We start from the raw sequence: 403 nt of genomic DNA, 5'->3' as shown, positions 1-403 counted from the left end.
ATCGAGATCCTGGTTCGGAGATTGGGTTGAGGAAACTTGCCATGCCTGCTGTGTTGACGGCCGTGCCTTCCGCTGTGCCAGGCGAGATGCAGCTTGTGCACCGCGCGCTGGCGCGCGACGGCGACGCCTTCCGCACCATCATCAAGACACACAATCAGCGGCTTTACCGGATCGCGCGCGGCGTCGTGCGCAATGACAGCGAGGCCGAGGACATCGTGCAGGAGGCATACGTCAAGGCCTTCGCCCATCTCGATGCGTTTCGCGGCGACTCCTCGCTCGCCACATGGCTATCGCGCATCGTCATCAACGAGGCGCTCGGCCGGCTGCGCAAAAGACGCAAAACGGTGGCGCTGCCGGAAAATCCGCAAGCCGAGATCATCCGGTTTCCCCTCAATCCCAGCGA

General features: G+C 62.8%; 1 protein-coding gene. It reads left to right on the top strand.

What is annotated here, in order from left to right:
* Positions 1-41 precede the first annotated feature (41 nt).
* Positions 42-403 (top strand): sigma-70 family RNA polymerase sigma factor (locus EN925_RS39400; protein ID WP_128337522.1); only part of this gene is annotated, 362 nt, incomplete at its 3' end.

It is taken from the genome of Mesorhizobium sp. M7A.F.Ca.US.006.04.2.1, from assembly GCF_004022915.1.
Taxonomy (GTDB): Bacteria; Pseudomonadota; Alphaproteobacteria; order Rhizobiales; family Rhizobiaceae; genus Mesorhizobium; species Mesorhizobium ciceri.
The sequence above is the reverse complement of the archived record's forward strand: the minus strand, read 5'-3'. Positions and strand labels throughout refer to the sequence as shown.